This window comes from Microcoleus sp. B4-C2, assembly GCF_036705265.1.
Classification (GTDB): Bacteria; Cyanobacteriota; Cyanobacteriia; order Cyanobacteriales; family Microcoleaceae; genus Microcoleus.
The window spans coordinates 1-21276 of sequence record NZ_JAUBUB010000107.1 but is presented as its reverse complement, the minus strand read 5'-3'; the positions used below and the strand labels follow the sequence as shown (position 1 = coordinate 21276).

The following is a 21276-nucleotide window of genomic DNA, read 5'->3' as shown; positions in this document are numbered from 1 at the left end:
ATTGCTGAAATCAGCATTTTATAGGATTCGTATGTCTATTTTCAGAATCCTATCAATAAGCGTTCAACACTTCTGCTGTTAACGCCCAACTTCCATCGGTATAGCGCGAGAATGTCGCTTCCCCCGGCCCCGAAAAGTTTTGCTCACTTATTGTACCAAGCATATTTGTTTTGACAATTAAATTTGATACCTGTAATGTAGCTACAGCAGTATTATCTGGATTTTCCCGAACTCCTGCTATCTCAATTGTTCCACTTCTGGAAGCTTTCCATTTATTAACTATTTTTTCGGCTTTTTTTGTAGAAAGTGACTTATCTTGTTTAATCAAGTCACAGCCCGTAGTTAAAGTAGACAAGACTCCTACACTACCAATGTAAGATAAGGTAATTAAACTGAATGTTAGCAAACTTTTACTTAACATGAAGCTTCCTGTTAGTCAATTAATGAGCGGGAAAATTTTACCGAGGCGGGGGTCTTTTACGACACTCAAGCAATACTGTTTTTGTTGATTACATTCCATATTATCAAATCCACATCTGTCTTAAGAATCAAAAAAGTAACATAAAAGTATTGCAAAAGTAGTATAAAAGTAATAACCCAAGAGGAATTACGCAACTGACAGAATTAGTAGGGTGCGTCTGTTGGGAAAACCCTAATTTTTCCTACTAAACTCAAGACTGACGCACCATACAAGCTAGTTAAAGTGTGACAATTGCGAGGACTGAACCCAAATCTAGAGACCAAGTGGTGGGACTGTTGCACTACAATATGGTATGAGGTAGAAATTTTAGCTATAAGGGGACTTTCACACATGACCGTTGACGAAGCCATAGAGATCGCAGAAACAGCCCTCAACTACGATCGCCTCAACAAGATTCAAGAGATAGTGTTTCGTCAATCCTGGGAAGGACAGTCTTATAAAGAAATTGCAGCCAGCACTGAATATGAATATGATTATATCAAAGACGCTGGTGCTAAACTATGGAAACTACTTTCAACAGCACTCGATGAAAAAGTTAAAAAAGATAATCTCAAATCAGTCTTAAAGCGATACTTACGGCGAACTCAAGTGAATCTACAGCGAAATCTGACAATAGAAGTTAATCTCAGCGGTGCTAATCTCAGCGGAGCAAACTTAAGTGGAGCTAGATTATTCGCAAATTTAAATGAAGCTGATTATGTTCAAACTGATTTAGATAAAACAATAAATGCTGATAGTGAAACTGAATTATCTGGCTCAGAAAACGAAATTAACTGGAACGGTTTTCGCCTTCACTCCGACGCACAAGTAAAAATTGCCGAAATACTCGATCGCACTTCCACCCTCTTCATCCCCAACTCCCAACTCCGACTCGCAACACCCGCAGGGAGACAAAACCAACAAGCTGACTTTCTGATATTCCACCAAAACAAGCTAGGGATACTGAAAATTGACAGCGAATCATCCCATCCAAACGCAACAGAAGATGAAATGTGCCAGCTTTTCATAGATTCTGGCATCAGTCTTGTCAAACATTACGATGCTAGCCGATGCAGCGAACAACCCGATCTAGTTGTGCAGGAGTTTTTGGAAATTTTGAGTCACGTACAAGCCTAATAAGGTGTTTTTTATTTAAACTGTGATATAAACCTTACCTTGGTTTTTGATATTTTCTCACTTCAACAATTAACAATCCTTCATTTCAGAGTCGATGTAATAAATAGTATAGCTCTTCAATTAATTTAAACATTCGGCGGAAATCTTTACACTAATTCACGGAATTAGTTTTGAATTATACCGTATTTAAAGGCACAACAGCTTATTTCACTTTCATTTAAATTTGTAGCAACGAGTCATCTGTTGTGAATTCCTTTTTCTCTTTCTTCCTCTGTGTCCTCTGCGTCCTCTGCGGTTACTTTCATAATTATAAATTTAACCGCAGATATACACAGATGAAGGCAGGTTGAGATTGTCTGTTAACGCATAAAACAAAGCCAAGCAATCTTCACCCCCTGCGATTGATTCCTACTAATTACCCATGATCAATTCTCCTTTCCCCTCAATCACTTCCCCGATCGCCCAAGCACCAATTCCCTGAGACTCAAACCATTTAACAGCCTGTTCTACTTCCCTCGAATCGAGCAACAGCACAAACCCAATCCCCATATTAAAAGTATTGAACATATCTGCTGGGGCAACTTGGCCCGCTTCAGCAATCCACTGGAAAATTGGCAAATTTGGCCAGCTATTGCTGTCAATTTTCACAGATTGATTAACTCCCAAACAGCGGGGCAAATTTTCCGGCAAACCGCCGCCCGTAATGTGAGCCATACCGTGAATTTCGAGACCGCTCTTAATTGCTTCGAGGACTGGTTTAACATAAATTTTAGTCGGAGTTAGCAGCACTTCTCCTAAACTTTTGCCACCTAACTTTTCGGGTTGCGAATGCCAGTCAAAACCCCGATCGCCCGCAATTTTTCTCACCAAACTAAAACCGTTGCTGTGCACGCCCGAACTAGCCAGCCCCACAGCCACATCTCCTACCTGCACCCGCGAACCGTCCAACAATTTGCTCTTTTCGACAATTCCCACACAAAACCCCGCCAAATCGTACTCACCCGCTTGGTAAAAACCGGGCATTTCTGCCGTTTCTCCTCCGAGTAAAGCACAGCCCGCTTGCTTGCAACCGTCAGCAATGCCGGCCACCACCGCAGCTAATTGTTCGGGATTTAGCTTTCCCGTGGCTAAATAATCGAGAAAAAAGAGGGGTTCGGCCCCGGATGTCAGCACGTCGTTGACGCACATCGCCACCAAGTCGATACCTACCGTGTCGTGCCGATCGAGATTGTGGGCCAATTTTAACTTAGTCCCAACGCCGTCAGTACCCGAAACCATAATCGGCTCTTTTAAGCCCTCCGGGACGCTGAAAAACCCGCTAAACCCGCCGAATCCGCCCAAAACTCCCGATCGGTGCGTGCTCTTAACCATACTCCCGATGCGCGAGACAAAAGCTCTGCCCGCCTCAACATCCACACCTGCTTCTCGATAATCCATAAGTCCGCCAAATCGATTTCTTCTAATTTTTAGTTTATTCCCATAACAGTTGACAAACAGCTTTTTTAAGACTAGCCATTCGGCAGCCCACAAAATACACTAAAGTTTTGTAAAGTTTTGTAAAGTTTTCCGTAATGGCTGAAACGGCTGTAAGCCTTGGAACTAAAGGATTTTATGATAGAGGGTTTTGAGAAGATTTGATGAAGATTTGGTGAAAATCGCGATCCCAGCGATCCCCAAGCACAAAAGTTTGTGGTAGTCTGTTGCAGTTCGTGAACAAAACACAAATTGCGAATCGAGTATGAGTTGTCAAGTGTCAGGGAAGTTTCCGCCAATTTTTTTGGGGCGGAAGCATTAAAGCAAAAACGCACCCGGATACTTTGCTTTGACTCACGGGGGAATGGCGAAGGGCAAGAGAGAAATCCTTGACGCCCGCCGCCAAATGGCCAATCCTCCAATCTCGGTTGGCAATGGCTATTCACAAAAATGGACGTATGAAGGAAAAATTTGTTGGTGGTCTACTCGCTGTCCTGTTAGTTCCTATGGTAGGAACGGCATCCTCTTGTCACGCACAAGCCACAGGTGCCGACAACCAAAACTCTCAGGTTTCCGAGCAAGTAATTGCCACCCAACCGTCCCGGCAGTTAAACGCTACTCGGGTCGAAGCGCAAAAAGTCGGACAGTATCAGTATCAAGCAAGAGCTGAAATTGCCCGAGACTCGATCGCCAAAATTCAGCCCCACGACTTAGGCGGGCGACAAGCAGCGACAGTCTACGTGCGAAACATTCCAGTCATCACCTTTCTGAACGCCAATCCGGAAACAAACACCCCTTTGGGAGAAACTGGCAACAGCCAAGTCGGTGCTAGCAGTCCGTCAAAAGTAGCGGGCGCAAGAGAAAATCCCAAAGTCGGAAACATTGCCAGCAACTCTAGCAACCAAGAACCCGATCCAGTTTGGCGGGCATCAAGCTTAGCAGCAAGACTCAATCAGCTAGCCCGCAACAACATCGATCCCAACAGCATTACCGTTAAGTGGGAAAAAGGCGATCGCTACATTATCCAGGCAAACGGCGAGGACTTGGTAAAGATCAACGCCGAAACCATCCTCCCCGACACCACCAGCAACTTTAGCCGAGACGCCCTGCAAGCAACCAATCGCCTCCGGCGACTTCTGGGCAACGCCCCACCCCTGGAAGAAGTCGCAGGCAAACCCCAACCAGAACGCTCCGTGCTGTCTCTGGGCCCAGTTCAAGTGCGGCTTAGCGGCTGGGCTTCCTGGTACGGCCCGGGATTTGACGGCAACCTCAGCGCCAGCGGCGAGCGTTTCAACCAAAATGATATGACCGCAGCCCACCCAAATTTGCCTTTTGGAACGAGAGTCATGGTGAGAAATCTCGACAACGGCCGCACTGTAGTCGTCCGCATTAATGACCGCGGCCCCTATGTGGGCGATCGGCTCATTGACTTGTCCGCCGGCGCCGCCAACGTGCTGGGAATGATCAGCAGTGGCGTGGCCAGAGTGGAAATCGAAGTGATCGAACCGCCGCAGCAAACAACTGGTGGACGCTGAAGGCTACTATCAGGCAGAATACAAAACTTATCCCAAGTGTAGAAGTCAGAAAGTAGAATAAAACTGACATCTTGTACCATTGTCAATACTTGTTTAGGAACAGGCAAGATGCCTGTTCCACAAGAAAACTCATTCTTTGTGGAACAGGCATCTTGCCTGTTCTTGAGAAGGGTGCAAGATGTGAGATAAAACTGACATCTTGCACCATTCTTTGTGGAACAGGCATCTTGCCTGTTCTTGAGGATGATGTAAGATTTCAACTCGAACAAATTCTGACAAATAAACTCTGCATTCTGCCGAATGCCTTCAGGAGATTCTACCGGTGCGCCTGTTTACTACCATTGCAGCACTTCGCTGCTACTTAAATTTACAAAAGTCTGCTGCACCTCATTTGACAGTCGGTTTGGTGCCGACGATGGGAGCTTTGCACGCAGGACATCTGAGCTTGATCCAGCGGGCAAGGCAAGAAAATGCGATCGCCCTGGTCAGCATTTTTGTCAACCCGCTGCAATTTGGGCCGACAGAAGATTTTCAAGATTATCCTCGGAATTTCGAGCAAGACCGGCTGTTGTGCGAACAAGCAGGGATTGATGCCATATTTGCTCCCTCAGCAACGGAAATGTTCGGCCATCAAGCAGTCGATTCCCTACGGGATAGCTTCGCTTCACCCACAGAAACAGAGCAAACCGCCCAAAAACAGATAGAGATTCACCTTTCATCCTTAACTCAAGTAGTGCCGCCACCGGCGATGACATCGGTTTTGTGCGGTAAAGCAAGGCCCGGTCATTTTCAAGGCGTCGCGGCAATTGTTACTAAACTTTTGAGTTTGGTGCAGCCGACAAAAGCTTATTTCGGTCAAAAAGACGCCCAGCAGCTAGCAATTATTCGGAAGCTGGTCTTGGATTTTAACTTGCCTGTAGAGATTGTCGCTTGTCCGATCGTCCGCGAAGAGTCGGGACTGGCAATGAGTTCTCGCAATCAGTATTTAACAGCAGACCAAAAACAGCAAGCCTCCGTACTCTACCGCGCGCTGCAACAAGCCTCGAAAACTTTTGCTTCAGGCGACCGCACCGCTGCCGCCGCACTCGCTGCCGCCCACGCAGCAGTCGCAGGAGAACCCGCAGTCAAGCTCGAATACGCCGAACTCGTCGATCCCGACACTTTGACGCCGTTGCAGGTTGTGGAAACAGCGGGACTTTTAGCCGTGGCCGCCAGAGTTGGCTCTACTCGTTTGATTGACAATATAATTCTCAGGAATCGTCGGCCCATTGTGGCGATCGACGGCCCGGCGGGAGCAGGCAAATCTACCGTAACTCGCCTTGCAGCAACAGCTTTGAACTTGTTTTATCTGGATACCGGTGCGATGTATCGGGCGCTGACTTGGCTGGCATTGAAAACAGACACGCCGATTTCCGACGAATGCGCGATCGCCGAATTAATCAGTTCCAGTTATTTAGAATACAACCTCGATCCCGCATCAAAGATGTTGAAGATTAACGGCGAAGACGTAACCGAGGCAATTCGCAGTTTGGAAGTGACATCCCGCGTCTCGGAAATGGCGGCAATTCCCGCCGTGCGGCAGTTTCTGCTGGAGGAACAGCGGCGCTGCGGCACAAAAGGCGGAATTATTGCAGAAGGCCGCGATATCGGCACTAACGTTTTTCCCGATGCGGAACTGAAGATTTTTTTGACGGCTTCGGTACAAGAGCGATCGCGCCGGCGGCTGTTAGAACTTAAAGATAGCGATCGGGCTAATATTAGCTTGGCCCAATTGGAACAAGACATCGCCTTGCGGGACGAAAAAGACAGCACCCGCGAGGTTGCACCTTTGCGTAAAGCGGCAGATGCTGTGGAAATTCAAACAGACAATCTGACTGTTGCTGAAGTTATCGATCGGATTGTCGGCTTGTACAAAGAGAGAACCGGCCCTAAAAGTTAATTTTAGGAGTGGCGGGCGGGCGATCGCCCTCATATCAAATGCGGTTAACCTCACATCTTGCACTATTCTCAAGAACAGGCAAGATGCCTGTTCCACAAAGACTAGATTTTCTTGTGGAACAGGCATCTTGCCTGTTCCTAAACAGCTTATTGACAATAGTGCCACATCTCAGGTTAAACCAATTTGCAGTGTCAGGTAGAGACGCGGGCCGATGCTGCCTGAGTCCCTAAGAATATCGTGCCATTAATCCGAGAGCGCCGTCCCCTGGCTGGGGAAAAAGTTCCAGCATCCCGTGTTTTCATGGGTTAGGGCATTTCTGGCGCACAAATCTTAAATTTTTTTATCCTGACGGACTTCCCCACGATCGGTTATTTCCAGTAGCATTTTTACTGACTGTCCAATTTAAGATTATCCTCTTAAGTGGATTAACTTGATATCAACATAAAATCTCAAATTAACTGTACAAGGTGTGAAGGAGACAATGACGTGACAAAATTGAAACTGCTGTGGAGGCGGCGAAAAACTTTAATAGTTGCTTTTATGGCAGCAACAGGAAGTTTTTTGCTGGGTGTGACATGGCCGATTAACTTGCGGGCCAATCAGCCCTTGCAACCGATTCAGGCGCAAGTCTTGGCCGTATCCCAGTCGCAAGAACAACCGCCGATGTCCAATATTAATAAGTTCTCCGAGGCGATCGCCCATCGAGTTGAATTTTCCCAAAATGCTCTAGCCCAAGTGCAAGCAATCCGATTTCAATCAGCCGTACCGGATCAGTTTCAAGGTACAACCCTTCGTCACGCGAAACTCGACTCCCAGCGCAAGGCGATCGCCCTGACATTTGACGACGGCCCCTGGCCGAAAACAACTACACAAATCCTAGATATTCTCAAGGAAAATAATATTAAGGCTACATTCTTCTGGGTAGGAAAATACCTAAAAAATTCTCCCGAAATAGGCCAACAGGTCGCAGCCGCCGGTCACGCGATCGGCAATCACACTTGGAACCATCAATACCTTCAGTATAACGAAGACGGTGCCGCTCGCGAGATCGATCGCACTTCATCCTTAATTCAGGACTTGACCGGCATCCAAACATCCATGTTCCGCCCGCCAGGAGGCATTTTAAACAATGGATTGACAGCTTATGCTCAAAAGAAAAATTATGCAGTTGTGATGTGGTCTGCTGATTCTTTTGATTGGCGCACCCTTACGGAATCTTTGATAGACAACGTGATGAGGCAGGCAAATTCCGGCGGCATTGTGCTGATGCACGACGGCGGCGGCAATCGAGCAAGAACTGTAAAAGCTTTGCCTGATATTATTGCTCGATTGAGAAATGAAGGGTACAGTTTCGTAACAGTTCCCGAGTTATTGCAGATGCAAGAACAAGACTTACAACAACAGGAAACAGCACAAAAGTAACAATTTGGAAAAGTGGGATTTTACACCATTTCCCCCTTTTTTTGTATGTCGATAGATTAATTTTTCAGAACTCTAGCGGAACGAAGAAGGAAGAAGTAGTAACTGCGGCCGATTACCAGCGACGTTCTTGACTGCTGAAATCATTGCATTTCCCTTCTTCCTTCTTCCCTCTTCCTTTTTCCTTCTTCCTGACATCCGTTACATCCGTTACAGAATCCGTTGCCGAACTTCCTTATTCCTTCTTCCTGACCGAAAGCATCCAGGATACAATCCCCCGGATTCATCCGTGGAGAAATAAAAAACCTGTATCCGATGAAACTTGCCCCCCGAATTTATCCGTGGGGTCAATGCTTCAATCGAAAATCGAAAATCGAAAATCGAAAATCGATTGACCTCCGTTATTCATGCCGGACGGTATTATCATGTTCGAGGGCAAGGTAATCTTCGGGGCTAAACCCAGACGGGATGGCAATCATAGCGTTAGAGGCAAAATTGATACCTTAACTGTAGCCATATTACCAATTTAGGCTTGAATCTAACGGCAAATCCTGCAACTGAGAATTCACCCAATTAGCTGCCGCCCAACCAGATCGCAAAGCACCCTCTATTTGACCTTCCCCGCACAAATCCCCCGCACAAACCAGCGGCAAATTCCCCCCAGCCGCCAAACAAGAAACAGGCAAAGGATTTCGACAAAAAGCATAGCGCCAGCGGTGAACCTGCAACCATTCCGGCTGTTTCAGCCAAGGGATTAAATATTCAGAAGTGCGATCGAGCAATTCCTGACCAACACTATCCAAATCAGCAGCTTCTAAATAGCGTTCTGCAAAATTTGCGCTGCTGTGAACCACAAACACCGGCTGCGACGGATCGAGCCGCTTGCTGCTGTCCCAGCCAATCCAAGCTAAATCAGCATTATCGGGAAAAGAAACAGATTTCCACTGCGGATTTAGATTACTTAAATCTTGCTGTTTTGTCGCAGGATAGCCAGCCATAACCGTAATGCAAGGGTCGTACTCCACAGAACGCAATTTGTCCAGAAAATCAGGCGACAAACCGATTTCCGCATCCAAAAACATTAAAGCTTGAGGTGCCGGAATTGCCACAACCACAGCCTTAGCAATCAATTCTTGAGGTATCTCTAAATTGCTGTCAGTGACTTCTAGGGAAAGACGCCACCTTTGGTTATCTGTAGTAGAAATAGCTTGTACGCGGCGGCCAAACCAAATCTCTAAATCCTGGGCCAGATACTTACCGATAGCATTCATACCCGCAGGTGCGACATAACAACAGCGAGGAATAGCAGAAAGTTTCCCCTGTCTGAATTCCCAGACAGTATCAGTCCAGAGTTTGAGGATGTGGCGATCGACCAAAACCTCAATTAACCCCTGCACCGCATCCCCCTGCGGTTCCAGATACCGCGCCCCGTGATCTGCCCTCGTACCCTGTACGCGGCGGGTAGCAACACGTCCCCCCGCCCCGCGAGATTTCTCAACAACAGCCACAGAATAACCAGCTTGACGCAACCGTTGAGCGCAACTCAGCCCCGCCATACCCGCACCAATCACCGCAACATCGAACATAATGGGACTTTCAGATACATTACTTACCGGACTTTTTCTAGGAAATAAGCCTTAAGATGATTTCTTAACTTTCAGTTAATTTGCGATAGCAACGAGCGGTGATTAAATGAGGATGAAAAACCTCCATAAAATTAGACTGAAGTTTAGTAAAAAATGTGTTCATCTCTTGCTTATCTTCTAAATGAAAAGGAAATTCTTGATTAAAACCTTTAAAGAAATACCAGTTAAGGATAATCTTCCCTGACGGAGCCAGCATTTTGTGAAAATCCATCAATTGCTGACTTGGCTTTAGTAAATGTTCCATTACATCAAAACAAATAATCGAATCGAAAACTTCCGTCGGCGATACTTCCAGACAACAGGAAATTTTCTCACTCAATCCTAACTTAGCAGCTCGGCTTTGAACAAAATTGCAATTTATGGGGTTAAGATCGCAATAGACTACTTGTTCTACTTGAGGACAAAGAGCTGCTGCAATAGCATGAGTGCCAATACCGCCGCCAAAATCTAAAACTCGACCGGCAGCCATATCTGATATTAATGTTAAAGTGCCTCCTATGTAATCCTGATTGGACATATGCCAAGCTCCGAGGTCAAATAGGTAAGCTTGGCCGACTCGATCGCGATAAAACTCGCTAGCTTTTTCCCAATCAAAATCCCGATGGCCTATTTCTTTTAGGGATTGTTGACCGACAGCGAGCTCTTGTTCAATTGTTTCTAAATCTAAATTTAAAAAATCCTGTAGATGCTGCTTGAGATTGAAAGTATCTTGCCAATATCCCTGCAAAAAAGACGGTGCGACAGAAGAAGACATCATTTACTTTGTTCTAAAAAAACCAAACTCATTATAGGATTAACTGACATTTTTGAACAGAACTACACTAAATTATTTTTCTTTTGTTTATAGCGAATAAAATAGTGGGCGTTCATGGCGACGGTTTGACTCCTCAAGCTGCGGGGTTGCAGACGTACCGAGGGGTTCCGGGTTGGCTGTTGGGCATCTAAATTGTATTTTTAGGAGCGGCGGGACACCAAACTTGACTGTAAAATTTAGATGCGCGTCCGCAGATCGATGTAGCTGCTGAGGTTATAGCTTCTAGCAGTCGGATCTTCTGTGCAAATCCTGCCGATCGTCCTGCGCCAGGTAGTAGAATAATGGACAGCACGAATCCATGATTAAGACCCGATAAAAAATGCCACTGTAGGTAAATCCTAAATCCCACGGGTTGTCAACCAGCAGCAATCTAAAATCTAAAATCTAAAATCTAAAATCTAAAATCGTATACGGGAGGGCAAAATTTTGGACGAACTCAGAGCAGCACTCGAATTAACAACAGAAGAAGAATTGCAGCAACTAACAGAACTTCTGTTCAGCCGCAAGTTTAACCCTTTAGATTACGTGCAAACCCCCGCACCGATAGATGTACAAAGTCGCGATCGCGAAGCATGGCTCGACGCCGTAGAACAGCGGTTTCGCTATCTTGCAGCCGACGGGTTGACGGTACTCAGAGGGCGAACCCAACAAGTAACTTACAGACAAGCACTAATTCAAGTTTGTCGCTATCTCAAAATCCCTTATCCCCGACAGTTGTCAACCACCGACTTAGAGGCAGAAGTATTTCTGCACTTAATGGGCCGCGCGTGGAAGCGTTTACCTGCAGACGAACAGCAAGCGCTGACACTGCGCGTACAGCGAGCGATCGTTGATTCTAAACTCTCAGAACCCCTGCCAATTACTGCTGAAAAAGACCCGCTGGGTTTACTGTTCAAAGGGGGCAGCGCTTTAGCTGTTAGTTCCATCTTAAAACCAATGCTGCTCAAACTAATGGCCAATCAATTTGCGCTGCATTTTGCCACCTATCAAATGGCAAAACAAGGAGTGCTTGCAGGCACTGCAACTGCAGCAACCCAGTTTCAAAATTATGTCGCAATTCAGGCGGCGCGGCGCGGTATGGCTGTGAGTGCCGCTCGTTACGGTGCGACGCGGAGCGTATTTTCGTTGGTAGGCCCGGTGATGTGGACTTGGTTTTTAGCGGATTTGGGTTGGCGATCGATTTCCACGAACTACGGCCGCATTATCCCGACCATTTTTGCCCTAGCTCAAATTCGATTAACGCGATCGGAATGCGTTTGGGAACTAGCTTAACGATGGTAGATTGTAGATTTTAGATTTGAGATTGGGAGTGTGGGTGAATATCAAAAATCGGTTGAAATTAGCGGCCAAACAGACAGCAGAAAATCTCAAGTCTCGCCTCCAAAAACATCCAGATCCCCGCCTGCAAATTCCTTGGAATTTCGCCCAAGTGGGGATGCTGATTTTTCCCTTAATTCCGATTTTGGGAGCTTTAGGTTTATTCCTGGGATTGGCCGGCACTTGCAAGCAAAAGTTCCGTGAAATTAGTCGCCGCCCGTTGAATCGAGGATTCGCAATTCTGAGCGCGCTGCTAGTCATCACAGCCGTTTTTGCCCACAACCGCATCGAGGCTTTTATAGGGTTGTACAATTTCTTGCCGTTCTTTATATTGTTTGCCATTTTCAGCAGTTTAATTAAAACTCTGCCTCAATTGCGGCAATTGTCTTGGGTGATTGTAATTAGTTCAATTCCCGTGATAATTTTAGGTCTGGGACAACAATTTTTAGGCTGGAGCGGCATCGATCAATTGCAGCCGGTTTTTGGCTGGGTACTCGAACCCCAAGGCAATCCCCCCGGCCGTATGGCTTCTGTATTTATGTACGCTAATATTTTAGCTTGCTATCTGACAATTGCTTTTATTTTAGCACTGGGACTGTGGATGGAAGAAGTCAGTTGTCAGTTGTCACCAATTACCAATTACCAATTACCAATTCCCAATTCCCAATTCCCAATTCCCAATTACCGATTCCTATTTTTAAGTTTTGCAGCGATTGGAAATGGTGTTGCTTTGATTTTTACTAATTCTCGCAATGCTTGGGGGCTGGCAGTTTTAGCCGTTTTGGCTTTTGCATTTTATGCGGGTTATAAAAAAATATTAGCTGCGGTTTTTAGTGTGGCTAGCACAGTTTTTTTGTCTGCCTTTGGCCCCGAACCATTACGGCAGTATTTGCGAAGAATTGTCCCTGCTTTCTTTTGGGCTAGACTCACCGACGAGATGTTCCCAAATCGGCCGACAGCTACTTTGAGAACTACTCAATGGCAATTTGCTTGGTCGATGACGCAGCAGCGTCCTTGGACTGGTTGGGGATTGCGAAATTTTACGCCTCTCTATCAAGCTCAGATGCAAGAATGGCTTGGTCATCCTCACAGTTTGATACTAATGTTGACTGCGGAAACGGGAATACCGGCAACGCTTTTGTTGTTTGGTTTAGTTGGCTGGGTTTTGGCTAGGGGTGTTTTGCTGCTGGCAAATTGGCCGCATTTTCCTGGGGATATTAAGCAGGAAAAAATAGACGCAGAGGAAACTGAGAAAAATTCTATTTTACACAGCACGAATCGGGTGAATTGTCAACAGGAAAATTCAGGCGATCGCCTAATTTTTTTCAGTTATTTATTAGCCTTCGCCGCCTGTACGCTTTTTAACACTGTAGATGTAACGCTGTTTGATTTCCGACTAAATACTACAAGCTGGTTGCTGTTAGCCGCAATTTGCGGAGTCAGCCAGAGGGAATAGGGCATCGGGAATAGGGCATTGGGCATCGCGCATCGCGCATTGGGCATCGCGCATCGCGCATAGGAGGCAGAGCCTGGAAGGTTATTGATAACAAATAACAAATAACAACTGCTAACAGTCAACAGTCAACAGTCAACTGCCAACTGCCAACTGCCAACTGACTTCCTTTATTCCACTGTCACCGACTTCGCCAAATTTCGTGGCTGATCCACATCCAAACCCCGACGGGCTGCAATGTGGTAAGCCAACAATTGCAGCGGAATCACTGTTACAATCGGTGACAACAATTCATCCACCAAAGGCACCGGCAAAATGTGGTCAAAAATATCGGCTTCCGCCACACCTTGCTTCGGCGTAACGCCAATTAAACGGGCGTCGCGGGCCTTCGCTTCCTGAGCGTTGGAAAGCACCTTTTCGTAGACGCTTCCTGGCATGGCGATCGCCACTACAGGCACTTTCGCATCCAAAAGGGCGATCGGGCCGTGTTTCATCTCTCCCGCCGGATATCCTTCGGCGTGAATGTAGCTAATTTCCTTCAGTTTCAGCGCCCCTTCCAAAGCAATCGGAAAGTTAATTCCCCGCCCCAAAAAGATAAAATCTTGGGTGTCTGTAAACTGGTGGGACAATTCCTCCACATACTGTTCTTGAATCTCCAAAAACTTCTCTATTTCCGCCGGCAACTGGCGCAAACCAGTAATAATTTCTGCCAATCTCTCAGTGCTGATTGTTTGCCGCTGGTGCGCCAAATCCAAAGCTAAGAAATAGAATGCCATCAACTGAGTGACAAAAGTTTTAGTCGCAGCAACGCCAATTTCTATACCAGCGTGGGTGTTGATCACGTGTGGCATCATGTGGGCGATCGAACTTTCGGTTCTGTTAGTAATGCCTAACATTCTCGCCCGGAATTTATCAGTAAAACCAGCGCGGCGCTGCTGTTCCATCCCCAAAGCAGCCAGCGTGTCCGCCGTTTCTCCCGACTGAGTTACCCCAATAGTTAAAGTATTTGCTGTCAGCGGTGCCGGTGCGTAGCGGTACTCAGAAGCGTACTGCACCGCAGTCGGAATATTAGCTAATTGTTCCAACAAATATTTGCCAATTAGCGAGGCGTGCCAGCTCGTTCCGCAGGCGAGAATTGAAATTTGTTCGACATCGGCGCAAAGTTCCTTGGGCAAGTTGAGATTGATGGGAGAGCGGGAATTTTCCGGCTGCCAATCGCTGTCTAAATAAGCCTCCAAACAAGCTCGGACTACGGCTGGCTGTTCATAAATCTCCTTGTGCATGAAGTGTTTGAAGCCTTGTTTTTCGACTAAAACCGGACTCCAACCAAGGATGCGCGGGCTTTTTTTCAGCCTTTCTCCTGCAAAGCTGTAAACTTCCACTCCCATCGAAGTTAGCCTTGCCAATTCGCCATTTTCCAAGGACAAAACAGTGCGGGTGTGAGATACTAAGGCCGGCGTGTCGGAAGCGCAGAAAAATTCACCAGCACCAAACCCAATCACCAAAGGAGCTTGCTGTCTGGCGACAATTATTTCCTCTGGAAAATCTGCACAGATAACGGCGATCGCAAAAGCTCCTTCTAATTTATTTACCGCCTTTAAAACCGTTTCCAAAAACGATAAATCAGCAATTTTTTCTGTTTTTTTATTTTTTTCTTCTTCTTTCTCCCTTCTTGCTTCTTTCAAAAATTCAGCTATTAAATGAGGAATAACTTCTGTATCGGTATCGGAGACAAATTTATGTCCCTTTGCTTTCAATTCTTCCCGCAACTCGCGATAATTTTCGACAATTCCATTTTGAACTACCGCAATTCGCCCGCTATTATCTAGGTGAGGGTGAGCGTTATATTCTTCTGGTTTGCCGTGAGTTGCCCAGCGGGTGTGTCCGATGCCGATGGGAGCCAGAGAGTCTATCTCTGCTAACTTTTCCCGGAGGTTGTGCAATTTGCCCTTTGCTCGGATGCAGGTAATTTCTCCTTCGGAGATGGTAGCGAGGCCCGCTGAATCGTAGCCCCGGTATTCTAGTTTCTCCAATCCTGCTAGCAAAATCTCGCTTGCTGCTTGCGTGCCGATATAGCCAACGATTCCGCACATTTAACGTACTACTCCTGCTTAGCGATCGCAATAAAACTCAAGTTTTATCATTTTTACCTTCTTCCGGCCCCGAATGCAGATTCCGCGACAAAAAAGAGGGGGCAATTTAATCGCCCCCTCTTTTGTGCCCGTAATTCGATCGGCGTGTCGATCGATATTTAGTAGGCTAGACCCATACTGCGAGTGGTTTCTGCTCCCAGGTAAACCCGGATGCTCAGAAAATCGGTGGGACAAGCAGTTTCGCACCGCTTGCAGCCTACACAGTCTTCGGTGCGGGGAGATGAGGCAATCTGAGCTGCTTTGCAGCCATCCCAGGGCACCATCTCCAAAACGTCAGTCGGACAAGCGCGGACGCATTGAGTGCAGCCGATGCAAGTATCGTAAATTTTGACTGAATGAGACATTGAATAAAGGCTCCCAACGAGTCACTAAAAATTTGCTGCCTCTGCGAGTGAACAGATTTGACGGCGAGGTGCCACCGCTATAGCCTGCACAGAGAATTAAAGGTTAGTCTACCGCAGTGCCTGGAAGCACTTCGCGAAAAAGCGACAAAACTTCACAGTTATTCACGCGGAGAGTCTTATCAAAGTAGGTTCCTACTGAGCACGTCTGTGGTTAGAGGGGAGTTATCAAGGACGGACTTCTTTACTACAAATCTGTGCAAATCGATCGACTAAAAGCCTAATTTTTCTAACACGGGCTTAGTTGAAACAATATGTCGATCGAGTCCTAGTTTTTTCGGTTCCACACCCAAAGCCAAAGCCACCAATTGCGGTAAATGCAGCACCGGCAAACCCAATTTGCGCCCGATTACTTTTTCCACCTCCGGCTGTCGCGAATCCAAATTCAAGTGACAAAGCGGACAAGGCGTTACCATACAATCAGCGCCATTGTCAAGAGCATCTTGAATATGTTTGCCGGCCATCTGAAAAGATTGGTTAGTGGCATAACTCGACAACGGCCAGCCGCAGCACTGCGTCCGCCCTCGATAGTAAACCGGAGTTGCCCCGATCGCCCGAAACACATTTTCCATCGATTCCGGTTGGTGCGGGTCATCGTAAAGCAGCTTATCCTGAGCTCGCAGCAGGTAGCACCCGTAAAAAGACGCGCACTTCAAACCCGAAAGCTTGCGGGTGACTCGCTTCTGCACCTCGTCGAGCCCGTAATCTGCAACGATCGCCCACAACAGATGTTTCACCTCGGTACTGCCTTGATAAGGCGAACAGCCTTGTTTTTCCAGTAAACCGTTGACTTTTTCTATGTAGTTGGGATCGGTTTTCTGAGATTCCTTGAGGCGATCGTCCACATGACCGATTACCCCTTGACAAGTGCTGCAATGCGTGAGTAAAGGCAGATTAAGTTGCTCGGCCAAAGCAATATTGCGAGCGTTGACAGTATCTTCGAGTAACTGCGAATCTTCCTTGAAAGTGCCAGAACCGCAGCAGGAAGCTTTCTTTAGTTCCACCAGTTCAATCCCCAACGCTTGAGTCAGTGCTTGGGTAGACAGGTAAAGTTCGCGGGCGGCCCCTTGGGCGACACAACCGGGAAAATAAGCATATTTGAGATTTGGGGATGGCATAATCGTTTCTGCAGGGGACACAAGGTTCGGGAAAAGAAACTTGAGCGATCGAAGTCGGGAGGCTTCCTGCTTAGTTTTCCCTCTTTATAATTAACCTATCACCGCCTAGCTAAGAGCCAATTGTCAATCGATTTTAGATTTTAGATTTTAGATTTTAGATTGAACCATGGACCCCAGGGATAAATTCGGGGGCTTGTTTATCGGATACAACTTTTTTATTTCTCTATAAATAAACCCAGGGGCTTGTATCCTGGATGCTTTCGGTCAGCTTTTCTCAAGCATTTTGAGTTGATGACTGACGCACCATCGACCAAAAATCCGGTTCCTCAACGTTATCAGGTGGCTAAACGAGATAATTTATTTTGGGGTATTGGGTTTTTTTTGCCTGAGTCCTAGAGTTGCGATCGTCCGTGTCCCAATTGTCCCTGGCCCGTGTCACTTAGAAAAGCGGCCAGCCTTTGTCCTGCAGATCCCCCTTTCGGATAAGATTAGATACGCAGCAACCAATGAGGACACGATGTTATGAGCCAAGACGACATTTTTACTAGAGTCCAGAAAATTGTGAAAGAGCAACTGGAAGTCGAGCTGAGCGAAGTCAAGCCCGAAGCCAACTTTGCTAATGATTTAGGAGCAGATTCCTTAGATACAGTAGAGCTGGTAATGGCCTTGGAAGAAGAGTTTGATATTGAAATTCCCGACGAAGCAGCCGAAGGAATTACTACGGTTCAAGCTTGTGTAGATTACATCAGCAGCCAACTTGCAGCTCCAAAAGCATAAAATACCTGTCTTTTCCCCTAAGAGGAGAGAAGTTATAAAACTGGAAACTCCTCTTTTGTTCTGCGTTCTGGGTGTTTAATTTTTTGAAACTGAAATCATGACAAATTTAGAGCGTAAGCGCGTTGTTATCACGGGTCTCGGCGCGATTACACCGATCGGCAATACCTTGTCCGAATATTGGGACGGGTTGCTTGCCGGCAAGAATGGTATAGGCCCGATCACCTTATTCGACCCGTCGCGGCACGACTGCCGCTTTGCCGCAGAGGTGAAGGGTTACGACCCACACGACTATTTAGAGCGCAAGGAAGCAAAGCGGATGGATCGCTTTGCTCAATTTGGGGTGTCAGCGAGCAAACAAGCTCTTGCTGATGCGAAGTTGGAGATTAATGACCTGAACGCAGAACAGGTGGGTGTCATTCTTGGCACTGGCATTGGTGGCTTAAAGGTTTTGGAAGATCAGCAAGAGATTTATCTGAATCGCGGCCCCGATCGGTGCAGCCCGTTTATGATTCCCATGATGATTGCGAATATGGCCGCGGGCCTGACGGCGATTCAAACGGGTGCTAAGGGGCCAAACTCTTGCACGGTGACGGCCTGCGCTGCCGGGTCAAATGCCGTGGGCGATGCGTTTCGCTTAGTTCAGGCGGGTTACGCCCAAGCCATGATTTGCGGCGGTACAGAAGCTGCGGTGACACCTTTGTGCGTGGCGGGTTTTGCTGCGGCGAGGGCGCTTTCGACTCGCAATGATGACCCGACTCATGCTTGCCGTCCATTCGATCGCGATCGTGATGGTTTTGTCGTCGGCGAAGGTGCTGGCATTCTGATTCTAGAAGAAATGGAACACGCTCTGGCGCGTGGCGCGAAGATTTACGCAGAAATCGTCGGCTACGGTTTAACTTGCGATGCGTATCACATGACTTCTCCGGTACCGGGGGGGGAAGGTGCGTCGCGGGCAATGGCTTTAGCGCTCAAGGATGGGGGTTTGACGCCGGATATGGTGAGCTATATCAACGCTCACGGCACGAGCACGCTTCCCAACGATTCTACTGAAACAAAAGCGATTAAGCAGACTTTGGGAGACCACGCTTACAAAGTAGCAATTAGTTCTACCAAGTCGATGACCGGCCATCTTTTGGGCGGTTCTGGGGGCATTGAGGCGGTGGCGACGGTAATGTCGATCGCCAATGACAAAATCGCGCCGACAATTAATCTGGAAAATCCCGATCCTGAGTGCGATTTGGACTATGTTCCTCATACAAGCCGCGATCTAAAAGTTGATGTGGCGCTGTCGAATTCCTTTGGATTTGGCGGCCACAACGTGACTCTGGCATTCAAGAAGTTTGTTCAGTAACAGCTAATCCAAAATCGAGAGTTAAAAGGTAAAAAATTAATTTTTTACCTTTGTAGGGTAGGCATCTTGCCTGCCCTAACTTTCTGAAGTATAACCGGAGCGATCGTATGAATCAACCAATTATTCGATTTTTGACAACAAAGAATTATAAAAATCTGCACTTAGATCCATCTGTAAATTTAAACAACCTTAATATATTTATCGGCTCAAACGGTTCAGGCAAAAGCAATTTCATCAGTTGTTTAAAATTTTTAAAAGATTGCCTAATAGCTATTCCTGACGCAAATCGGGACGTGAGTAGTTTTGAGGATGCTGTTTCTAAAATTGGTGGTGGTAGAATTTTAGATGTCAATGTTGAAAGTCCAGCAAAGGTCAGTATAGCTTGCTGTTTTTCGCAAATTAACCACACTGGTAATCTTCAAAAAGACAGCGCAATTCTTGATTTCAAACTTTATACCGATAGACAAAAAGTAAGGGCGAGCATCTCTGAAGAATATCTATATGGCGGAGAAGATTTGCAGGAAACTTCCAGCAGGCAACCTTTCTATTACTATAAATTGCATAACAGAGAATTAGGGCAAGGAGTTTTATCTGTTTACAAGTCTCTCGGTCAAGAGCCAACTCAGTTTGAACCTTTAGATAACATTCCTACCAATTCTTTTGGTTTGTTGACAATTCCGACACTGCTTGAAAATAGTCTATTACCACCAGAAACTACACCTATTTACAAAATTAGAAGAGAATTAATTGAATTTATTTCAAAATGGCAATTTTATAATGCCAATAACATGAATTTGAATTCAATTAGAACCGCCGAACCTAAAATAGGTGGCAGTGATATTTACTTATCTGCATCGGGAGATAATCTGCCTTTAGTATTGTACAATTTAAACCAAAAATCTATCAATTTTGAAGATAGCATTAACGAGGCAATGAAGTCCATCCTGCCAAAAACTCGTCGCCTTAGAGCTTTACCTTCGGGTCGCCTATCTCTCACTGTAGAATGGTATTTTGAAGGTATTGATGATGAAGCATTCTACCTAAATGAAATGTCGGATGGAACTGTCAGGATGCTTTGTTGGGCAACTATATTACATTCTCCACTTCTTCCTTCTTTGATAGTCATTGATGAACCTGAATTAGGATTGCACGTCTCGTGGATGCCAATTTTAGCTGAGTGGATTAAAAAAGCTGCCACCAGAACTCAGATAATTATTACCACGCATAGTCCCGACCTTTTAGATCACTTTACCGATCGTTTAGAGAATGTTCTTTGTTTTTATCCCGAAAACAGAACGTATTTCTCAGTCAAATCTCTTTCAAAAGAACTGCTGAAGCCAAAACTTGAAGAGGGATGGCAATTGGGCGACTTATACCGTGTTGGCGATCCAAGTATTGGAGGATGGCCGTGGTAGTGTGGGTTTTCTCTGGTGGCGGTGAGGCTGAGGTTAGAGGATTCTTTCCTTTTTTAGAAAAAACTTTTCCGGGCTGTAGATTTGAACGAAAAACACCAGTTCGCCAAAAACCCGGCCCTAAAGCTAATAAAGCAGGTAGTTATGGAAGAACAGGTCAAAGCTTAATCGAGCAAATAAAGCAAGAATTACCGATCGCCTTAAAAGCGGAAGCAAATAATTGCGACTTGATTTTAGTTTTTGACGATTTGGATTGCCGCGATTCTCAGACACAAAAATCAAAAATATTGGCAGAGTTATCAAAAATACCCGAATGTGCTGACATCGAAAAATTTGTTGGGTTTGCCGCGCCGGAAATCGAAGCTTGGATTATTGCTGATTGGAATAATTCAATAGCTAAACATTCAGATTTTCGTCGAGGCAAAAGACATGAACGGATGCGTTGGTGGCTAAGTACACAAAGAAAAGTTTCTTTTGAGAATCCAGAAGCATTTAGTGAATACGATGCTGAAAAAGATTGCTGTCGAGAAAAACTATCAAAATATTTAATTGAGTCCAGTGTTCAAGATGAACTCGATCGCGATAAAGCACGCTTTTCTAAAGGAAATCATACTCCTTTGCTATTGATGGAAATCGATCCAAATGAAGTCCAGAAAAAATGTCCCTTATTTCGCGAACTCTATAACTATCTCAATAATTTTTGTCGTTGTCCATAAAGGGTCAGATAAAAATTTATTGAGGTAAACTGTAAGCCAACTTTTGCCAAGCATTAGTAGTGTTAAATTAGATTTTCTCCAAACAAAAAGCGCCCCTATTTCTAGGAGCGCTTTTTGTCAATCAAAAGCTAAAACTTAGCCATTGATAGAAGGAG

The 21276-nt window shown here is 45.9% G+C and carries 19 protein-coding genes; 11 read left to right on the top strand and 8 right to left on the bottom strand.

Annotated features, from left to right (window positions below; translation table 11 throughout):
* Window positions 1–52 precede the first annotated feature (52 nt).
* Window positions 53–421, bottom strand: a complete 369-nt coding sequence (locus tag QUB20_RS24290) for a hypothetical protein (RefSeq protein WP_333250007.1) — start codon at window positions 419–421, stop codon at window positions 53–55.
* Between the two features lie 390 nt (window positions 422–811).
* Between QUB20_RS24290 and QUB20_RS24285 the strand changes: the two genes are divergently transcribed.
* Window positions 812–1597, top strand: coding sequence for a pentapeptide repeat-containing protein (locus tag QUB20_RS24285; RefSeq protein ID WP_333250009.1), 786 nt, complete (start codon window positions 812–814; stop codon window positions 1595–1597).
* A 411-nt stretch (window positions 1598–2008) separates the two neighbouring features.
* Here QUB20_RS24285 and purM read toward each other — a convergent pair whose 3' ends face one another.
* Window positions 2009–3034, bottom strand: a complete 1026-nt coding sequence (purM, locus tag QUB20_RS24280; RefSeq protein WP_333250011.1) for a phosphoribosylformylglycinamidine cyclo-ligase — start codon at window positions 3032–3034, stop codon at window positions 2009–2011.
* Between the two features lie 470 nt (window positions 3035–3504).
* Here purM and QUB20_RS24275 point away from each other — a divergent pair, with 470 nt between their 5' ends.
* Window positions 3505–4605, top strand: coding sequence for a septal ring lytic transglycosylase RlpA family protein (locus QUB20_RS24275; protein ID WP_333211375.1), 1101 nt, complete (start codon window positions 3505–3507; stop codon window positions 4603–4605).
* Window positions 4606–4687: 82 nt separating this feature from the next.
* Here the strand turns inward: QUB20_RS24275 and QUB20_RS24270 are convergent, their stop codons facing one another.
* Window positions 4688–4831 (bottom strand): hypothetical protein, encoded by a 144-nt coding sequence (locus QUB20_RS24270; RefSeq protein WP_333291706.1) that lies wholly within the window; start codon window positions 4829–4831, stop codon window positions 4688–4690.
* A 96-nt stretch (window positions 4832–4927) separates the two neighbouring features.
* Between QUB20_RS24270 and QUB20_RS24265 the strand changes: the two genes are divergently transcribed.
* The 3 genes from QUB20_RS24265 to QUB20_RS24255 all read left to right on the top strand — a co-directional run bounded on the left by QUB20_RS24265 (window position 4928) and on the right by QUB20_RS24255 (window position 7966).
* Window positions 4928–6544, top strand: a complete 1617-nt coding sequence (locus QUB20_RS24265) for a bifunctional pantoate--beta-alanine ligase/(d)CMP kinase (protein ID WP_333250013.1) — start codon at window positions 4928–4930, stop codon at window positions 6542–6544.
* Window positions 6545–6627: 83 nt separating this feature from the next.
* Window positions 6628–6774, top strand: coding sequence for a hypothetical protein (locus QUB20_RS24260; RefSeq protein ID WP_333291704.1), 147 nt, complete (start codon window positions 6628–6630; stop codon window positions 6772–6774).
* A 256-nt stretch (window positions 6775–7030) separates the two neighbouring features.
* Entirely contained in the window at window positions 7031–7966 is a 936-nt protein-coding gene (locus QUB20_RS24255) for a polysaccharide deacetylase family protein (RefSeq protein WP_333250015.1), read from the top strand.
* A 515-nt stretch (window positions 7967–8481) separates the two neighbouring features.
* Here QUB20_RS24255 and QUB20_RS24250 read toward each other — a convergent pair.
* Together QUB20_RS24250 and QUB20_RS24245 are read right to left on the bottom strand one after the other, a co-directional pair.
* Window positions 8482–9549: an FAD-dependent oxidoreductase gene (locus QUB20_RS24250; RefSeq protein ID WP_333250017.1), complete on the bottom strand. Its 1068-nt coding sequence runs from the start codon at window positions 9547–9549 to the stop codon at window positions 8482–8484.
* A 64-nt stretch (window positions 9550–9613) separates the two neighbouring features.
* A complete protein-coding gene (locus QUB20_RS24245) occupies window positions 9614–10366 on the bottom strand; it encodes a class I SAM-dependent methyltransferase (RefSeq protein WP_333250019.1) in 753 nt (250 codons plus the stop codon).
* A gap of 483 nt (window positions 10367–10849) precedes the next feature.
* On the opposite strand from QUB20_RS24245, the gene QUB20_RS24240 reads away from it, so the two are divergent.
* Together QUB20_RS24240 and QUB20_RS24235 are read left to right on the top strand one after the other, a co-directional pair.
* Window positions 10850–11695, top strand: coding sequence for a YaaW family protein (locus QUB20_RS24240; protein ID WP_333246388.1), 846 nt, complete (start codon window positions 10850–10852; stop codon window positions 11693–11695).
* 43 nt (window positions 11696–11738) lie between these two features.
* Window positions 11739–13196: an O-antigen ligase family protein gene (locus QUB20_RS24235; RefSeq protein ID WP_333250021.1), complete on the top strand. Its 1458-nt coding sequence runs from the start codon at window positions 11739–11741 to the stop codon at window positions 13194–13196.
* Window positions 13197–13363: 167 nt separating this feature from the next.
* On the opposite strand, the gene glmS is transcribed toward QUB20_RS24235, so the two are convergent.
* The 3 genes from glmS to QUB20_RS24220 all read right to left on the bottom strand — a co-directional run bounded on the left by glmS (window position 13364) and on the right by QUB20_RS24220 (window position 16865).
* Complete coding sequence (gene glmS, locus QUB20_RS24230) at window positions 13364–15286, bottom strand: glutamine--fructose-6-phosphate transaminase (isomerizing) (RefSeq protein WP_333246392.1); 1923 nt, start codon at window positions 15284–15286, stop codon at window positions 13364–13366.
* 158 nt (window positions 15287–15444) lie between these two features.
* A complete protein-coding gene (gene psaC, locus QUB20_RS24225) occupies window positions 15445–15690 on the bottom strand; it encodes a photosystem I iron-sulfur center protein PsaC (protein ID WP_015175986.1) in 246 nt (81 codons plus the stop codon).
* Window positions 15691–15959: 269 nt separating this feature from the next.
* Window positions 15960–16865, bottom strand: coding sequence for a CoB--CoM heterodisulfide reductase iron-sulfur subunit B family protein (locus QUB20_RS24220; RefSeq protein ID WP_333250023.1), 906 nt, complete (start codon window positions 16863–16865; stop codon window positions 15960–15962).
* Window positions 16866–17387: 522 nt separating this feature from the next.
* Here QUB20_RS24220 and acpP point away from each other — a divergent pair.
* The 4 genes from acpP (at window position 17388) to QUB20_RS24200 (ending at window position 21121) form a co-directional block, all read left to right on the top strand.
* Window positions 17388–17642: an acyl carrier protein gene (gene acpP / locus QUB20_RS24215; protein ID WP_333054563.1), complete on the top strand. Its 255-nt coding sequence runs from the start codon at window positions 17388–17390 to the stop codon at window positions 17640–17642.
* Window positions 17643–17739: 97 nt separating this feature from the next.
* A complete protein-coding gene (gene fabF / locus QUB20_RS24210) occupies window positions 17740–18993 on the top strand; it encodes a beta-ketoacyl-ACP synthase II (RefSeq protein WP_333250025.1) in 1254 nt (417 codons plus the stop codon).
* 107 nt (window positions 18994–19100) lie between these two features.
* Window positions 19101–20408: an AAA family ATPase gene (locus QUB20_RS24205; RefSeq protein WP_333054561.1), complete on the top strand. Its 1308-nt coding sequence runs from the start codon at window positions 19101–19103 to the stop codon at window positions 20406–20408.
* On the top strand, window positions 20396–21121 hold the full coding sequence (locus QUB20_RS24200) for a DUF4276 family protein (RefSeq protein WP_333250027.1): 726 nt from the start codon (window positions 20396–20398) through the stop codon (window positions 21119–21121). The genes QUB20_RS24205 and QUB20_RS24200 overlap by 13 nt, the downstream gene beginning before the upstream one ends.
* The last annotated feature ends 155 nt before the right edge of the window (window positions 21122–21276 follow it).